At 62.1% G+C, this 15,558-nt stretch carries 11 protein-coding genes, 1 tRNA gene and 3 pseudogenes; 6 read left to right on the forward strand and 9 right to left on the reverse strand.

What is annotated here, in order from left to right; all coding sequences use genetic code 11:
- From fixJ to ACTHL0_RS13180, 3 genes and pseudogenes are all read left to right on the forward strand, one after another.
- Window positions 1-366 (forward strand): annotated as a pseudogene (gene fixJ / locus ACTHL0_RS13170) (oxygen response regulator transcription factor FixJ); the annotation flags it as partial.
- Window positions 367-719: 353 nt separating this feature from the next.
- Window positions 720-1,577: a bifunctional methylenetetrahydrofolate dehydrogenase/methenyltetrahydrofolate cyclohydrolase FolD gene (gene folD, locus ACTHL0_RS13175; RefSeq protein WP_440567192.1), complete on the forward strand. Its 858-nt coding sequence runs from the start codon at window positions 720-722 to the stop codon at window positions 1,575-1,577.
- A 217-nt stretch (window positions 1,578-1,794) separates the two neighbouring features.
- The gene (locus ACTHL0_RS13180; RefSeq protein WP_440567193.1) at window positions 1,795-3,927 is read left to right on the forward strand and encodes a M3 family metallopeptidase; all 2,133 of its coding nucleotides are present in this window, start codon (window positions 1,795-1,797) and stop codon (window positions 3,925-3,927) included.
- Between the two features lie 132 nt (window positions 3,928-4,059).
- On the opposite strand, the gene ACTHL0_RS13185 is transcribed toward ACTHL0_RS13180, so the two are convergent.
- Together ACTHL0_RS13185 and dinB are read right to left on the reverse strand one after the other, a co-directional pair.
- A complete protein-coding gene (locus ACTHL0_RS13185; protein WP_440567194.1) occupies window positions 4,060-5,346 on the reverse strand; it encodes an amidohydrolase family protein in 1,287 nt (428 codons plus the stop codon).
- 321 nt (window positions 5,347-5,667) lie between these two features.
- Window positions 5,668-6,822 (reverse strand): DNA polymerase IV, encoded by a 1,155-nt coding sequence (gene dinB, locus ACTHL0_RS13190; protein ID WP_440567195.1) that lies wholly within the window; start codon window positions 6,820-6,822, stop codon window positions 5,668-5,670.
- A gap of 52 nt (window positions 6,823-6,874) precedes the next feature.
- Between dinB and ACTHL0_RS13195 the strand changes: the two are divergent.
- A pseudogene (locus ACTHL0_RS13195) lies at window positions 6,875-7,054 on the forward strand (hypothetical protein); the annotation flags it as partial.
- Between the two features lie 75 nt (window positions 7,055-7,129).
- Here ACTHL0_RS13195 and ACTHL0_RS13200 read toward each other — a convergent pair.
- From ACTHL0_RS13200 to ACTHL0_RS13215, 4 genes are all read right to left on the reverse strand, one after another.
- Window positions 7,130-7,206, reverse strand: a tRNA-Met gene (locus ACTHL0_RS13200).
- 37 nt (window positions 7,207-7,243) lie between these two features.
- Window positions 7,244-8,038, reverse strand: coding sequence for an SDR family NAD(P)-dependent oxidoreductase (locus tag ACTHL0_RS13205; RefSeq protein ID WP_440567196.1), 795 nt, complete (start codon window positions 8,036-8,038; stop codon window positions 7,244-7,246).
- A gap of 256 nt (window positions 8,039-8,294) precedes the next feature.
- Window positions 8,295-8,711, reverse strand: coding sequence for a GNAT family N-acetyltransferase (locus ACTHL0_RS13210; protein ID WP_440567197.1), 417 nt, complete (start codon window positions 8,709-8,711; stop codon window positions 8,295-8,297).
- Window positions 8,712-8,817: 106 nt separating this feature from the next.
- Window positions 8,818-10,059 (reverse strand): cystathionine gamma-synthase family protein, encoded by a 1,242-nt coding sequence (locus tag ACTHL0_RS13215; protein ID WP_440567198.1) that lies wholly within the window; start codon window positions 10,057-10,059, stop codon window positions 8,818-8,820.
- Window positions 10,060-10,326: 267 nt separating this feature from the next.
- Here ACTHL0_RS13215 and xth point away from each other — a divergent pair, with 267 nt between their 5' ends.
- Window positions 10,327-11,103 (forward strand): exodeoxyribonuclease III, encoded by a 777-nt coding sequence (gene xth / locus ACTHL0_RS13220; RefSeq protein ID WP_440567199.1) that lies wholly within the window; start codon window positions 10,327-10,329, stop codon window positions 11,101-11,103.
- A 338-nt stretch (window positions 11,104-11,441) separates the two neighbouring features.
- Window positions 11,442-12,077: a hypothetical protein gene (locus tag ACTHL0_RS13225; protein ID WP_440567200.1), complete on the forward strand. Its 636-nt coding sequence runs from the start codon at window positions 11,442-11,444 to the stop codon at window positions 12,075-12,077.
- A 126-nt stretch (window positions 12,078-12,203) separates the two neighbouring features.
- On the opposite strand, the gene ntrC is transcribed toward ACTHL0_RS13225, so the two are convergent.
- The 3 genes and pseudogenes from ntrC to glnA all read right to left on the reverse strand — a co-directional run.
- Window positions 12,204-13,724 (reverse strand): nitrogen regulation protein NR(I), encoded by a 1,521-nt coding sequence (gene ntrC, locus ACTHL0_RS13230; protein ID WP_440567201.1) that lies wholly within the window; start codon window positions 13,722-13,724, stop codon window positions 12,204-12,206.
- Between the two features lie 13 nt (window positions 13,725-13,737).
- Complete coding sequence (gene glnL, locus ACTHL0_RS13235; RefSeq protein ID WP_440567202.1) at window positions 13,738-14,880, reverse strand: nitrogen regulation protein NR(II); 1,143 nt, start codon at window positions 14,878-14,880, stop codon at window positions 13,738-13,740.
- A gap of 124 nt (window positions 14,881-15,004) precedes the next feature.
- Window positions 15,005-15,558: pseudogene (glnA, locus tag ACTHL0_RS13240) on the reverse strand (glutamine synthetase); the annotation flags it as partial.

Genomic DNA, 15,558 nt, shown 5'->3' on the forward strand with positions numbered 1-15,558 from the left:
GGCGATGTGCCGATGGCCGTCTCGACGATGAAGAAAGGCGCGATGGATTTCATCGAGAAGCCGTTCGACGAAGCCGAACTGCGCAAGCTCGTCGAACGCATGCTCGACAAGGCCCGCAGCGAAAGCAGCACCGTGCAGCAGCAACGCGCCGCGGCCGAACGCCTCGGCAAGCTGACGGCACGCGAGCATCAGGTGCTCGAGCGCATCATCGCGGGCCGCTTGAACAAGCAGATCGCCGACGATCTCGGCATCAGCATCAAGACGGTCGAGGCGCACCGGGCCAATATCATGGAAAAGCTCAACGTCAATACGGTGGCCGATCTGCTGCGCCTTGCGCTGTCGAACAAGCCCGCCAACCAGGCGTAACAATCCCAGGTTCGAGGCAAGCGCCCGTTCAGCGGCGCCTGCCGTACGCTCTGGTATATGCCCTCCCCTCGTCCGGGCCCCCGCGCCCGGGCAGCCCCCTCGTCGGCCTGGCATCCGACGCTATAATTACGCTTTTGTCGCGCACGCGGACAGCCCACCGGACAGCGTCTTCGCCGGCCGTTACCGGCCCCGGCCCATGGCTTGACGTGCGGCGAACCGGGCCATCGGCGCCGAATGCGCCTGCCGCGCCGCTTCGGGCGCACGGCCAGTTGCCGCCGATTGCCCATCGCCCACCACGCCAGCTACCGACTTCGCGCGACCGCATTTCATCGTTTCATTCTCGACCGACCACCATGACAGCCCAATTGATCGACGGCCTCGCCCTTTCCAAGAAACTTCGCGCCGACGTCGCCGCGCGCGCCGCGGCGCTCGCCGCGCGCGGCCACCAGCCCGGGCTTGCCGTGGTGCTCGTCGGTGATAACCCCGCCAGCGAAGTGTATGTGCGCAATAAAGTGAAGGCGTGCGAGGACAACGGTCTGTACTCGTCGTATGACCGTTACCCGGCCACGCTGTCGGAAGCCGACCTGCTGGCCCGCATCGACGCGCTCAACCGCGATCCGCGCATTCACGGCATCCTCGTACAACTGCCGCTGCCGCCGCACATCGATAGCCACAAGGTGATCGAAGCCATCGCGCCCGAGAAGGACGTCGACGGCTTCCACATCGCCAATGCGGGCGCCTTGATGACAGGCAAGCCGCTGTTCCGGCCCTGCACGCCCTACGGCGTCATGAAGATGTTCGACGCCTACGGCATCGAGCTGCAAGGCGCGAACGCCGTCGTCATCGGCCGCTCGAACATCGTCGGCAAGCCGATGGCGATGATGCTGCTCGACGCTGGCGCGACGGTCACGATCTGCCACAGCAAGACGCGCGATCTGGCGGCGGTCACGCGTGCCGCCGATATCGTCGTCGCAGCGACGGGCCGGCGCAATCTGGTCACCGCGGATATGATCAAGCCTGGCGCGACCGTCATCGACGTCGGCATGAATCGCGACGACACCGGCAAGCTGTGCGGCGATGTCGATTTTGCCGGCGTGTCGAATGTGGCCGGCCATATCACGCCAGTGCCGGGCGGTGTCGGTCCGATGACGATCACAATGCTGCTCGTCAATACGATTGAAGCGGCGGAACGCGGCGCCACGCGCGCTTAACGGCGCTGAACGATACCTAAAGCCGCTTAAAGGCGCTTAGGAACGCTTGGCTCAGGCGCGCTGGCGGGCATGCAAGCGCGGCACGCTCGCTGCGGGCGGCTCGACATCACGAAAATTCGAGGCGCCGATTGGAATCGGCGCCTCGCACCCCAATAATGGCGATACGGGGCGCCGCGTGCGCCCACCTTCTCGACACCAGACAGACAGGAACAGCGCTATGGCCTCGAATACGTCCGATTCGTCCCTCTCCGCCGACAAGCGCAACCGAGACGAGAACCCGCTGCTCGATTTTTCGGGCCTGCCGCGTTTCGGCCAGATCCGCCCCGAGCACATCACACCCGCACTCGATATCCTGCTCGCCGAGGCACAAGACGCGGTCGATCATGCAACCGACGCGTCCACGCCCGCGACTTGGGCTGACGTCGTGGAAGCCACCGAGGCGGCGACGGAGGCGCTGTCGCGCGCCTGGGGCATCGTCGGCCATTTGAACGCCGTGGCCGATACGCCGGAACTGCGCGCCGCGTACGGCGAAAACCTGCCGCGCGTGACCGAATTCTGGTCGAGCGTCGGGCAAAACCTGGCGCTGTTCGACAAGTACAAAGCGATCGTGGCCAGTCCTTCCTATGCCGGGCTGAGCGACGAACGCAAGAAGATCCTGCAAAACTCGTTGCGCGACTTCCGCCTGTCGGGCGCGGAGTTGCCCGAGGATCAAAAGCCGCGCTTCTCCGAACTGCAGGAGCAGCAAGCCGCGCTGGCGAAGGCGTTCTCCGATCACGTGCTCGATGCGACGAACGCGTATGCCTATGTGGCGAAGACGGAAGCCGAACTCGCCGGGCTACCGGCCGATGTCGTGCAAGCCGCACGCGAGGCCGCGCAAGACGCCGGCCTCGACGGCTGGAAGTTCACGCTGCATTTCCCGTCGTACTTCCCGGTGATGCAGTATGCGGCGCATCGCCCGATGCGCGAGACGATGTACCGCGCCTACGTGACGCGCGCGTCCGAACTGGGCGGCGCCTACGGCGGCGGCAAGGCCGAATGGGACAATACAGCGAACGTCGCCGAATTGTTGAAACTGCGTCAGGAAGAAGCACGGATGTTGGGCTACCGCAATTTCGCGGAGGTCTCGCTCGTGCCGAAGATGGCCGATACGCCCGACGAAGTCGCCGCGTTTCTCGAAGATCTCGCCAAGCGGGCACGCCCCTATGCGGAAAAGGACTGGCAGGAACTGCGCCAATTCGCCGCCGACGAACTCGGCCTCGCCGAACTCGAACCATGGGACGTTGCATTCGCGGGCGAGCGTCTGCGCGAAAAGCGCTATGCGTTCTCGGAAAACGAGGTCAAGCAGTACTTCCCTGAAGAGGCCGTGGTGAACGGGCTGTTCAAGGTGGCTCAAACGCTGTTTGGCGTGACGATCCGCCGCGACGAAGCCGCCGTCTGGCATCCCGATGTGCGCTTCTTCCGCGTGGAAGACGAAACCGGCGCGCTGCGCGCACAGTTCTACCTCGATCTCTATGCGCGCGAAGGCAAGCGCGGCGGCGCCTGGATGGACGATGCGCGTTCGCGGCACAAGCGCAGCGACGGCAGCCTGCAAACGCCGGTTGCTTACCTGACGTGCAATTTTTCCGCGCCGGTCGGCGGCAAGAGCGCCTGCTTCACGCACGACGAAGTCATCACGCTGTTTCACGAGTTCGGGCATGGCCTGCATCACATGCTCACGCGCGTGGACGAACTCGGCGTGTCGGGCATCAATGGCGTCGAATGGGATGCCGTCGAACTGCCGTCGCAATTCCTCGAGAACTTCTGCTGGGAGTGGGACGTGCTGGCCGATATGTCGTCGCACGTCGACACGGGTGCGAAGCTGCCGCGCGAACTGTTCGACAAGATGATCGCCGCGAAGAACTTCCAAAGCGGCTTGGCCACACTGCGCCAGATCGTCTTCTCGATGTACGACATGCAACTGCATACGAGCTTCGATCCGCAAGGCGCACAAAGCGCGAACGAACTCGCTCGCGCGATCAACGAGCGGTATCACGTGATTCCGCAAGCGAGCTTTTCGCGTTGGCCGAATACGTTCAGCCATATTTTCGCGGGGGGATACGCGGCGGGCTATTACAGCTACAAGTGGGCCGAGGTGCTGTCGGCCGATGCGTATGCCGCGTTCGAAGATGCCGCCAAGGCGAGCCAAGGCAGCGTGCTGGATGCGGAAACCGGCACGCGCTATCGCCGGGAAATTCTTGAAGTGGGCGGGAGCCGTCCGGCAATGGAATCGTTCAAGGCATTCCGCGGCCGCACGCCGACGATCGATGCGCTGCTGCGTCATAACGGCATGGCGCAGGCACCGGCGAATTGATGCGCAGCCGATAGTGGAAGACGTGAGCGGCGCGGTTCGAGGTTGATTTCGAGCCGCGCTGCGCTTGTCGCGCTTGTCGCGCTTGTTGCAGCGCGTTTCGGAACGCGCGAGATTGGATCGACCGAGGAGAGGTCAGCGGCGCAGCTTGAAGTCGGCTTCGTTCGGCCGCCCTTCCAACGATAGCGTCGTACGCGGGGCCGGTGTGCGCGCGACGATTTTGCCGCCGCGCACAACAGCCAGACGCGTGGCGCGCAACCGAATCGCTTCGATTGGATCGCTCGCGTCGAGCAGAACGCAATCCGCGCGGCAACCGGGCGCGATTCCGTAACCTTCCAAACCAAGAATCCGTGCTGCGTTGACGGTCACCGCATCGAACGCGGCGCGCATCGCATCGGTACTCGTCATCTGCGCGACATGCAGCCCCATGTGCGCCACTTCGAGCATGTCGGCCGAGCCCAAGCTGTACCACGGGTCCATCGCGCAATCATGGCCGAACGCCACGTCGATCCCAGCCGCCAGCATCTCGGGCACACGTGTCATCCCCCGCCGCTTCGGATAGGTATCGGCTCGTCCTTGCAGCGTGATGTTGATGAGCGGATTGGCAATGGCAGCCACGCCCGATTCACGCATCAACGGCAGCAGCTTGCTGACGTAGTAGTTGTCCATCGAATGCATCGACGTCAGATGCGAGCCGGCCACGCGGCCGCCAAGCCCCAGGCGATAGGCCTGCGCGCAAAGCGTTTCGATATGGCGCGACATCGGGTCGTCCGATTCGTCGCAATGCATGTCGACGGGGAGCCCTTTATCCGCAGCGAATTCGCACAGCAGGCGAATCGATTCGGCGCCATCGGCCATCGTGCGCTCGAAATGCGGAATACCGCCGACGACGTCGACGCCCATCGATATGGCGCGCTTCAAGTTGTCGAACGCGCCCGCCGAGCGGAGCAAGCCGTCCTGAGGAAAGGCGACGAGTTGCAAGTCCAGATACGGTGCCACCCGGCGCTTCACTTCGAGCAGCGCTTCGACGGCGAGCAAGCGCGGATCGCACACGTCGACATGCGAGCGAATCGCCAACAGCCCGCGCGCGACCGCCCAATCGCAGTACTGGAGCGCGCGCTCGATCAACGCATCCTGCGTCAATTGCGGTTTGAGTTCGCCCCATAAAGCGATCCCTTCGAGCAACGTCCCGGACGCGTTCACGCGCGGCAAACCATACGACAGCGTGGCGTCGAGATGGAAATGTGCGTCGACAAAAGGCGGCGTGACGAGCGCCCCCGCAGCGTCGATCTCTTGCGTGGCCTTCGCGGCCAGCGTCGGCGCGACGGCCACGATTCGCCCCCCATCGATCGCAATGTCGACGGGCACGTCGCGTCCGGCCCGGTGGGTTGCCAATCCCGCGCGGCGAATGATCAGATCCATCGGAAGGCTCCTTCCACATGTGGCTGGCGCATTAGTGCCCTGTCCCGTAAGTTCTTTGATAAATGAAATTGTCCATTTGGTGTCGGCCGGTGTTAGCGCTTTAGCGCTTACTCCGGCCCCATGCAAAGCCTGTCAAGCAAGGAGCAAGGAGGCGCCATAGCCGTAGCTATGGCAACGACGAGCGACGCCGCCTGGCGGCCAAATGGGCGATTTCATATCAAAGGAACTTGCGGGACAGGGCACTAATACCCCGCTGGCCTAAGTCAAACCATCATGAGCATGGCACACACTGCCATGTACGTGTCGCGCTGATTGCCGATTCTAACGAGCCGCGCCGTCCTCCTCACCCTGTTTGTCGTCGAACAGCGGATATTGGCTGCGATCGACAGCATCGTCCTCTTCCAAACGCACACCCACGCCGAGCAAACGCACGGGCTGATTCCGGCGTGCAAAACCCTTTTCAAGCAACGCGACGTAAGTCGGGACATCGGTCGCGCCCGCCACGCATTCAACCGTCGTCCTTTGAAAATCCGCGAAACGGATCTTCACGTAGAGTTTGCGAATCGCGGCGCCCGCGCCGACGCGCTTGATACGCGCCTCCAGTTGTTCGGCGAGTTGCCGGATCTCGGCCGCGCAGGCATCGAGCGTTTGCAGATCGGTCACGTAAGTCGTTTCGACGCTGATCGACTTGCGCTCCTGATCCGGCTCTACGGCGCGACGATCGATGCCGCGCGACAAATCGTAGAGCCTGCGGCCGAATGCCCCGAAGCGCTGGTGCAAATCGACGAGCGACCATCCGCGCAGATCTTGACAGGTTTCGATGCCCAGCTGTTCCAGCTTTGCCGCAGTGACCTTACCGACGCCAAAAATTTTGCGCACGGGCAACGCCGCGACGAAGGCATCGACCTCATGCGGGCGCACGACGAACATCCCGTCGGGCTTGTTCCAATCGGAGGCGATTTTGGCGACGAACTTGTTCGGGGCCACGCCGGCCGAGACTGTCACGCCGACTGTTTCGCGCACCCGCTCGCGTATTTCGGCGGCCATCAATGTGGCGCTGCCTTTGCAGCACGATGCCGCCGTTACGTCGAGATAGGCTTCGTCGAGCGAGAGCGGTTCAACCATCGGCGTGTAATCGCGGTAAATCGCCATGATCTGCCGCGATGCGATGCGATACTTTTCCATGGCGGGCGGCATGATCAACAGATCGGGGCATTTGCGCATCGCAAGCGCCGATGACATCGCGGAATGCACGCCGAAGCGGCGCGCTTCGTAGTTGCAGGTGGCGATTACACCACGATGGTCGGGCCGCCCCCCAACGGCAAGCGGTCTTCCTCGCAGGCCGGGGTCGTCGCGCATTTCGACCGATGCGTAGAAACAGTCGCAATCGCAGTGGACGATCTTTCGCGCGAGCGTGGCCACTGCGCCTGTCGGCACTGGAACGGAGGTGGGAACGGACGGATCGTGGGCGCTCAAGGTGAAACGTACTGTACAAAAATACAGTGTTTATTTCAACTGGCTGTGGGGGGGCTGGCGCAAAAAGGTAGCGCTGGTCGCCTGTATGCGAAAGCTGCTTGGCATTCTCAACGCCATGGCAAAACATCGCTCAAACTGGAATCCGGCGCCCAATCCTGCTTGGCTATCCAAGACGGTTGCTCCGGCAAGCCCCGACACCCCAGCGGTAAAACGCTCGGTGGCCCGCTACTAGCGCAACACCCCATAGGTCTGGATGAACGCCAGAGCCAGAAAAGCGAAAACCCGCTCGGAAGCGGGTTTTCGTGGTTGGTTGCGGGGGTAGGATTTGAACCTACGACCTTCGGGTTATGAGCCCGACGAGCTGCCAGACTGCTCCACCCCGCGTCAGAGAAATAAATTATATGGGACTTTGCGTGCCGCGTCAAACAATACTATCGACGACCCCGCCATCCACGCGCAGTGCCGCACCCGTCGTGGCTGAGGCTTGGGGCGAACAGACGTAGACGACGAGGTTGGCCACCTCCTCCACCGTGGCCGGACGCTGCAAGATCGAGCTCGCACGATGGGTGCGTACGAACTCCACGGCGACTTCGTCGATGCGCTTGCCCTCCTTCGAGGCGGCCTCTTCGAGCATCGCCTTCACGCCTTCGGATAATGTCGGTCCAGGCAACACCGCATTGACCGTCACAGCCGTGCCCGCCGCGAGCTTCGCCAAGCCGCGCGCGATGGAAAGCTGCGCTGTCTTCGTCATTCCGTAGTGAATCATGTCGGTGGGAATGTTGAGCACCGACTCCGAAGAAATGAAAACCACCCGGCCGTTGTTGCGCTCCATCATGCCGCGCAGATAGTGACGCGCGAGACGCACGCCCGACATGATGTTTGTTTGGAAGAAGCGTTCCCAGGTGTCATCGGAGACGTCGAAAAACGGCTCCGGGCCGTAGATGCCCGCATTGTTCACGAGGATGTCGACGGAGGGCACGACGTGCGTCAGTTTCGCTACGCCTTCGGCAGTCGATACGTCGCCGGCGATCCCGCGCACATCGGCGTTGGGGACGGCCTCTCGCAATACATCGAGCGATTCGACCACGGAGGCTTCACTCCGGCCGTTGATGATCGTATGCGCACCCGCGCTTGCGAGGCCCTTGGCAATCGCGAAGCCGATGCCGGCTGTGGATGCGCTCACAAGTGCGGTTCTTCCGGTCAGGTCGATGTGCATAGTGGTGTGCTCCGTGGTTTCGATGGGTGAAGGTCCGCCACGGCGGTGACCGCCGCGCAGAATTTGCATTGTGGCCCATCGCAAATTGAGCTGCGCTGAGGCGCAATCAGCGAAGCCTTTCAGCTTCGTCCGCGATCTTCGTCTCCTCGACGCTTCCCTCGCCAGCACCTGTATCGGGATGATTTACAGCAAGCTGCCTGCCAATGACAAATACAGGTAAAAACCTGTAGCGGCTTGCGGGTAAGGCGGCCGCGCTTCACGCATTCGAACTTCCATCCCGTATAAACGAGTATCGATCAATATCCGCTCTCAACGCCCATCCCTGGCGGCTCCAGTACGTATGCGCGAGTTCGTTCGACTTAAGAACATCGACATGGCTTTTGACGATCCCGATACCATTCAGCTCGGTTAGACACTTTTCGACCAGCGCGTTGGCAATGCCCTTGCGGCGATGCGGCGGTTGCACAACGAGATGCTGCAGATATCCGCGGCGACCGTCATGCCCGGACATGAGGCACCCCACGATTTCGCCGTCGACTGTCGCCACAAAGCTCAGGCCCGGATTGCGCTCGAGGTATCGCCGGGTGGCGTCACGCGAATCGGCATCTCTGAACGTAACGCCCGGGGTTCGCTTCATCAGTTCGATTACCGCATCGTAGTCGTCAATCGTCATTGTCCTGATCGCAAACATCCCGTTTCCCTTCGAGTTCGAATGGCGGCTGCGTTCGAACGCTTGCGCACGCAAGCCGCTTCCCATATGCCGACGAGTCAGCTTGTTGCTATGCCGCCAGCTTCAGCGCTTGCGAGAAGTCCGCGATCAGATCGTCGATATCCTCGATGCCGGCCGACAGCCGCAGCATGCCGTCGGAAATCCCCATCGCCTTCCGCACTTGCGGGCCGGCTTCGAAGAAGATCGTCGGCGCAACGGGGATGATCAGCGTGCGTGTATCCGCGAGGCCCGTCGCCTTGATCGGCAGCTCAAGTGCATTCACCACGTCGATCATGCGCTGGGCATCAAGCAATTCGAACGACAACAACCACGACGCACCCTTGAACAACGCTTGCGCGATGTCGTATTGAGGATGGCTTTTCAGACCCGGATAGAACACCTTGCCAATGGCCTTGTGCCCTTCCAGAAACTGCGCGAGCGCCAGCGCGTTGTCGCTGCTTTGCTTCACACGCAACGCAAGCGTTTCCATGCCCAACGCGATGGTATGCGCCTGCTCGGACGCCAGTGACCCTCCCATGTCCCTCAGGCCCTTCTTGCGGATCTGCAAGAGCCCCTGCTCGTTCGCCGCCGCACGCCGGTATTCGTCCGCGATGTTCGGATACGCGCTCCAATCGAATAGCCCGGTATCGGTCACCGCTCCGCCGAGCGCAGCGCCATGCCCCGAGAGCGTCTTGGTCAGCGAGTTGATCACGAGGCTCGCGCCGACCGCCTTCGGCTTGAACAATGCCGGCGAGGTGATCGTGTTATCGACGACATAGGCGATACCGCGCTCGCGACACACTTCGCCGATGCGTTGCAAGTCGGGAATCTGCGTGCCCGGATTGGCGATGGTTTCGACGAACACCATACGCGTATTCGGTTGGATGGCGTTCTTCACATTCTCTGCATCGCCCGCATCGACGGTCGTCACTTCCACGCCGAGCATCCGCAACGTGCCGAACAAGCTGTTCGTGTTGCCGAATACGTAACGGCTCGATACCAGATGATCGCCCGCGCGCAAGAGCGTCAGAAACGTCGCGGTGATGGCGGCCATGCCCGTGCTGAAGCAGATCGTGCCGAGACCTTCTTCGAGGCTCGTAATCTTGCGCTCAAGCGCGGCAGTCGTGGGCGTGCCCTGGCGCGCGTAGTTGAAGCCGCCCTTCTTCGTCCCTTGGAACACGCCGATCAAATCCTCGACGCGCTCGAAACCGTACTGCACGGACGTATGAATCGGCTGATGCACGCCGCCGTACTCGCTGCCCGTGGTTCTGTCGCCATGAACGATGCTGGTGGTGAAGCCTTTCTTGCCCATCTGTTGCACTCCTTGAGTCGATTCCCTGCGACCGATTATCTCCGGTAACCCGCGGCCGGCGAAGTCTTCCGTGCTGCGCCTCCCAAGATCCTCGATACCTCCCCGGGATTTTATCGACAGACGGAGCAGCGCGCGCCCATGCGCTAAGATCGCATTCGATCACAACAGCGCCCCGTGACCGCCCCCGATGCCGGCCATCGCGGCAGGCGGCACCGGCCGCACACTCCTCATCAGGACATATCCGACCCGCAGGGATGCACCGAAACCATGAAAATCGCCACCTGGAACGTCAATTCGCTGAAGGTCCGCCAGCAGCACGTCATCGATTGGCTCGAGCTGAGCCAAGTCGACGTCCTGTGCCTCCAGGAACTGAAGATGCCCGATGAGAAATTCCCGCGCGCGGAATTGGCTGAAAAGGGCTACCGCAGCTGGTTCACGGGACAAAAGACCTACAACGGCGTCGCGATCCTCGTGCGCGAGGGCATCGAAGTCGACGAAACGCAAATCGTGCGCAATATTCCCGGTTTCGACGACGAACAGCAGCGCTTGATCGCGTTGACCGTCGGCGGCGCACGCATCGTCTCCGCGTACTTCCCGAACGGGCAAGCGCCGGGCTCGGAGAAGTTCGCCTACAAGCTGCGCTGGCTCGAAGCACTCCAGCAATGGCTGAAAGACGAGATGCACGCGCATCCGAAGCTCGCGCTGCTCGGCGATTACAACATCGCCCCGGAAGATCGCGATGTCCACGATCCCAAGGCATGGGAAGGCCAAAACCTCGTTTCGCCCGACGAGCGCGCGGCCTTCGCAAAGCTGCTGGAGCTCGGTTTCGTCGATGCGTTTCGCAAGTTCGAGCAGCCCGAAAAGATGTTCACGTGGTGGGACTATCGAATGCTCGCGTTTCGCCGCAATGCCGGCCTTCGCATCGATCACATCCTGCTCACGGCGCCGCTGGCCGGTGCGTGCACGCTTTGCGAAGTCGACAAGACGCCTCGCAAATGGGAACAACCGTCGGACCACGCGCCCGTCGTGGCCACGGTCGACTGAAGCAAGCGATGGCCGGCGATCGAGATCGCCGGCGCACAAGGCGCGGCGCGGTCAACCCGGCGCCGCCGCCAAGCCCTCTCCTCCGGTCTGATTTTCCGCTCGTCGCGATATCCCACACCTTGGGTCGGCAAGGCTCGCATCACGGCGCCCGCTCCGCGTCAGAATCTTCTTCATCCGGCACGACATAAAGGGTAATTCGTCCTAAAAACAATTCAAAGTTAATGACGCACCCCTCAAATCGGCACTATCGCCCCGTCACACTCGATTTGAACACCCGGCATTCAACGAATTCCGTTGAATTTTCCAGTCATTCCAACGACTCAAAAAAGGAAATTGGCATGCCTCTTAAAGCAACCCTTGCCGCGGGCCTTCTGGCGCTCGGCATGGCGACGTCCGCCTATGCGGCGCCTTCCATCGATTTCGTCGATAAAGACGACGCCGTTCCAACCTATTCGTCCGTGCGCTGTACCGCCGTCCACTCCAATGGGCTGGCCTATCGTGCTGCATCGCGCCAGCTCGACAAAGTCGCGGCAGTGCCGCTGGCGGATCTGCTCGCCGGAGACCCGGGAAGATATACGGCCGAATGTACGGTCTCTGTCGATAGCAGCCACGAGCGCTATCAGGCAAAGTTCGATGCGGTCAAACTAAAGCGCGGCGATCAACGGAACGAAGCGCCCGAATACGACGAGGAGGGTTTCGGATACGGTATAAAAACCCCCTTATCCGAAACACGCAACCGCTGCTATGACACCCATACTCGTCAAATGAATCAAGCATGCCTGGACGATTATTACGGAAACGGGCGTTATTTCCTTGATGCCTATGCCACCACGCCAGATGTGACGTTCAATGGAAATCGGGAATACAGCTCCAACGTCGGCATCTTCCTCAAGGAAAATCCACGCCATCCGGAAGAACAGACCCAGCGTAAGGTGGCTCGGAACGCAACAAGCATGGCATCGCCGTTCCAATAAGCGATCGCCATCGGGCCGTAGGCGCAGCCTCTGTGCAACGACGCCGCTGCGCGACACACGTCTCGCGCAGCGGGTCACAAACGATCCCCACTCGCAGCCGGAAGCCGCGCGCGGGCTGGACCGATCTCACGGCTCCAGATGCAACTCCTGAATCTTGCGCGTGATCGTATTGCGGCCGATGCCAAGCCGCTCGGCCGCCTCCACCTTGCGCCCGCGCGTGAAGTCCAACGCTTCGCGAATCACTGCTGCCTCGAAGCGCCGTGCGAGTTCGTCCATCACATCGACGGTATTCTCGCGCAGCATCCGCGCCACTTCCGCGCGCAAGCCGCTTTCCCAGACGCTGACAGGCAAGCCGGTCGCCACGCCCGCGAGCGCAGCCGGTGCAATCGCAGCCCCGTTGCGGTCGCCATCGGCCAGCACGGCCGCGCCCCCTGAACCCTGCGCCACCGCCACCGGCCCTGCCATGATTTCCGTACTCCCGTCGGGGGCCGCGCCCGGTACCAGATCGGGCGGCAAATCTTTGATTTCGATCGTTTGAGCCGGCGCCATCACCGTCAACCAATTCGCCAAGTTCTCGAGTTGACGCACGTTCCCCGGAAACGGCAGCGTCGTCAGATACGCCAGCGCCGCATCGGATACGCGTTTGGGCTCGACCCCAAGGTCGCGCGCGCTCTTTTGCAGGAAATGCTTTGCCAGCAGCGGAATGTCCTCGCGGCGTTCGCGCAACGGCGGCAGACGCAAGCGGATCACGTTGAGGCGGTGATACAAGTCCTCGCGGAACAGGCCCTGGCGCACACGTGACTCCAGGTTCTGGTGCGTCGCGGCGATCACGCGCACATTCGCCCGCAGCGGGCTGTGTCCGCCGACGCGATAGAACTGTCCATCCGACAGCACGCGCAGCAGGCGCGTTTGCAGATCGAATGGCATGTCGCCGATTTCGTCGAGGAACAGTGTGCCGTTTTCGGCTTGCTCGAAGCGCCCCTGCCGCATCGCCTGCGCGCCCGTGAACGCGCCGCGCTCGTGACCGAACAGTTCGGATTCCAACAGATCCTTCGGGATCGCGGCCGTATTGAGCGCGATAAACGGCCCGTTCGCACGCGGGCTATGCCGATGCAGCGCCCGTGCGACGAGTTCCTTGCCCGTGCCGGATTCGCCCGTGATCAACACGGTCGCGGCCGAATGGGACAGCCTTCCGATCGCGCGGAACATGTCCTGCATCGCCGGCGCCTGCCCCAGCATTTCAGGCGCATCGGTCAGCACGGTTTCGCCCGCCTGCGCGCCGCGCAGGCTTTCGTCCACGGCGCGGCGGATCAGCTCCACGGCTTTATCGACGTCGAACGGCTTCGCCAGATACTCGAACGCCCCGCCCTGGAACGCGGCCACGGCGCTATCGAGATCGGAATAGGCAGTCATGATGATGACGGGCAGCTCAGGTACCCGCTCGCGGATCGCCTGCAACAGGTCGAGGCCCGAGGCACCGGGCATTCGGATGTCGGAGACGAGCACCTGCGGGCTTTCGTGCTCGAGCGCGGCAAGCGCCTCGCGCACGTTGGCAAAGCTGCGCGTCGGAAAATTCTCGCGGGCCAGCGCTTTCTCGAGCACCCAACGGATCGATTGGTCGTCGTCTACTATCCAGATCGGCTTCATGGAGTGGGTCTTATCAATTGACGAGCGGCAACAAAATCTGAAATTCGGTGTGTCCGGGGCGGCTCTCGACCTCGATCAAACCGTCGTGCTGCTGCACGAATGTCTGCGCGAGCGTCAACCCGAGGCCGCTGCCGTCTTCGCGGCCCGACACCAGTGGATAAAAAATGCGATCGCGGATTTCTTCGGGAATCCCGGGCCCGTTGTCGATCACTCGCAAGTCCAGTGCCAACTTGCAAAGACGCTTCGCAATCGTCACCTTGCGCGCGATCCGCGTACGCAGCGCAATGCGCGCATCACCCTGCCCGATTCGTTCGCGCAGTGCCTGCGCCGCGTTGCGCACGATATTGAGCAGCGCTTGAATGAGCTGTTCCTTATCGCCGCGCAAGTCGGGCACGCTCACGTCGTAATCGCGTTCGATCGTGAGCCCGCGCGGAAACTCCGCGAGAATCACGGCGCGCACGCGTTCGCACACTTCGTGAATGTTGACGTCGCCGACGACGTGCGGATGGCGATGCGGCTCCAGCAGGCGATCGACCAGCGTCTGCAGACGATCGGATTCCTTGACGATCACTTGTGTGTATTCGCGCAGCTCCTGCCGCTCGCGCGCACCGAGTTCGAACTCGAGCAGTTGCGCCGCGCCGCGGATACCGCCGAGCGGGTTCTTGATCTCGTGCGCCAGGTTACGGATCAGCTGCTTGTTGGCGATCGACAAATCGTGAATGCGCTCTTCGCGATCAGTACGCAAATGGCGTTCGTTCTCGAACAATTCGAGCAGCACGTAATCGGGCGCGCTTTCGAGAAAGCCGATCACCACATGCACATGCAGCGGTTCGCGCCCCGGCCGCTCGAGAACGGCATCGAGATGCGTTGCATGAAACCGATGTTCGGCGATCGCGGCGATCGTCGCAACGAGGTCGTCGCCGTTCGCAAACAACTCCGGCCACGACATCTGCACGAGTTGCCGGCGCGACAAATCGAGCATCGACTCTGCGGACGGATTCGCAAACGCCACCCGCAGCGTGCGCTTGTCGAGCACGAGCGTGACAGTAGGCAGCGCTTCGAGCCCGGGGAGCAGGCCCGATTGCGCCAGCGCCGCATCGTCGGAAAGCGGCTCGGTCCCGCCAGTTTTCGCTTTCATCAAGTTCTTGAGCACCATCGTCGACTTAGAGGCGCGCGCGCGCAACGAAACAAAAAGGGACGGCGCCGCCGTCCCTTCGAGACCGATCGCAAGCTCTCGGATGCGCTTCGCCGACAGCGAAAGACGAAGCGCATCGCGTCGCTTACAGCGAGTAGTACATCTCGAACTCGATCGGGTGCGTCGTCATGCGCAGGCGTTGCAGTTCGCCTTCCTTCAGCTCCAGATACGCGTCGAGCATCGCATCCGTGAACACGCCGCCGCGCGTCAGGAACTCGCGATCCTTGTCGAGTGCCTCGAGTGCCTGGTCCAGGCCCGCGCACACGGTCGGGATCTTCGCGTCTTCTTCCGGCGGCAGATCGTACAGGTTCTTGTCCGCGGCTTCGCCCGGGTGAATCTTGTTCTGCACACCGTCCAGACCGGCCATCATCAGCGCCGAGAAGCACAGGTACGGGTTCGCCATCGGATCCGGGAAGCGCGTTTCGATACGGCGGCCCTTCGGATTGCTCACGTGCGGAATACGGATCGAAGCCGAACGGTTGCGAGCCGAGTAAGCAAGCTTGACCGGCGCTTCGAAGTGCGGCACGAGACGCTTGTACGAGTTCGTCGTCGGGTTCGTGATCGCGTTCAGCGCGCGAGCGTGCTTGATGATGCCGCCGATGTAGAACAGCGCGAATTCCGACAGGCCGGCGTAGCCGT

The sequence above is a fragment of the Trinickia sp. genome (assembly GCF_051961175.1).
Lineage (GTDB): Bacteria > Pseudomonadota > Gammaproteobacteria > Burkholderiales > Burkholderiaceae > Trinickia.